The following is a 700-nucleotide window of genomic DNA, read 5'->3' on the forward strand; positions in this document are numbered from 1 at the left end:
GTTCGGGCCGCATCGCGCCCAGCGTCGCGCCCGCCACGGTCGAGGACGCGCGGTGCCCCGCCTCGGCCAGCGCATGTTTCAGCCCCGACACGATCAGCCCCCGCGCCACGCCCGGGTCGCGGAACCGCACCTCGGATTTCGCCGGATGCACGTTCACGTCCACCAGCGTCGGGTCGCAGTCTATGAAAAGCGCCGCCGCCGGATGCCGGTCACGGCTCAGGAAATCATGGTAGGCGGCGCGCAGCGCGCCGTGCAGCATCCTGTCGCGCACCGGCCGCCCGTTGACGAACAGGAACTGCGCCACGCCGGACCCGCGCGAATAGGTCGGCAACGCGGCAAAGCCTGTCATCCGCAGCCCGTCGCGCTCGGCCGAGATGCGCAGCGCGTTCTCGGCGAAATCGCGGCCGAGGATACGGCCCAGCCGGCCGCCCAGCGCCCCGAACATGTCGCCCGTCTCGGCATCGGCGCGGAAGCTCACGCGCCCCTCGCCCCCGCCCGAGACATCGCGCAGCACGAAGGACACGAAGGGCTCGGCCATGGCCAGCCGCTTGACCGTGTCGCCGATCGCCTGCGCCTCGGCGCGGTCGGTGCGCATGAATTTCAGCCGCGCCGGCGTGGCATGGAACAGGTCGCGCAGCGTGACCGTCGTGCCGGGGTTGCGCGCGGCGGGCCGCACGGCGCCGGCCTGTCCACCCGACAC

Annotated in this window: 1 protein-coding gene; it reads right to left on the bottom strand. The window is 72.9% G+C overall.

Features of this window, described 5'->3' with window-relative positions:
• Positions 1 to 700, bottom strand: a 700-nt coding sequence (gene mutL / locus ACH107_RS33295; protein ID WP_412509853.1) for a DNA mismatch repair endonuclease MutL, incomplete at both ends; no start/stop codon positions are given.

Source organism: Roseovarius halophilus (ex Wu et al. 2025), assembly GCF_047086965.1.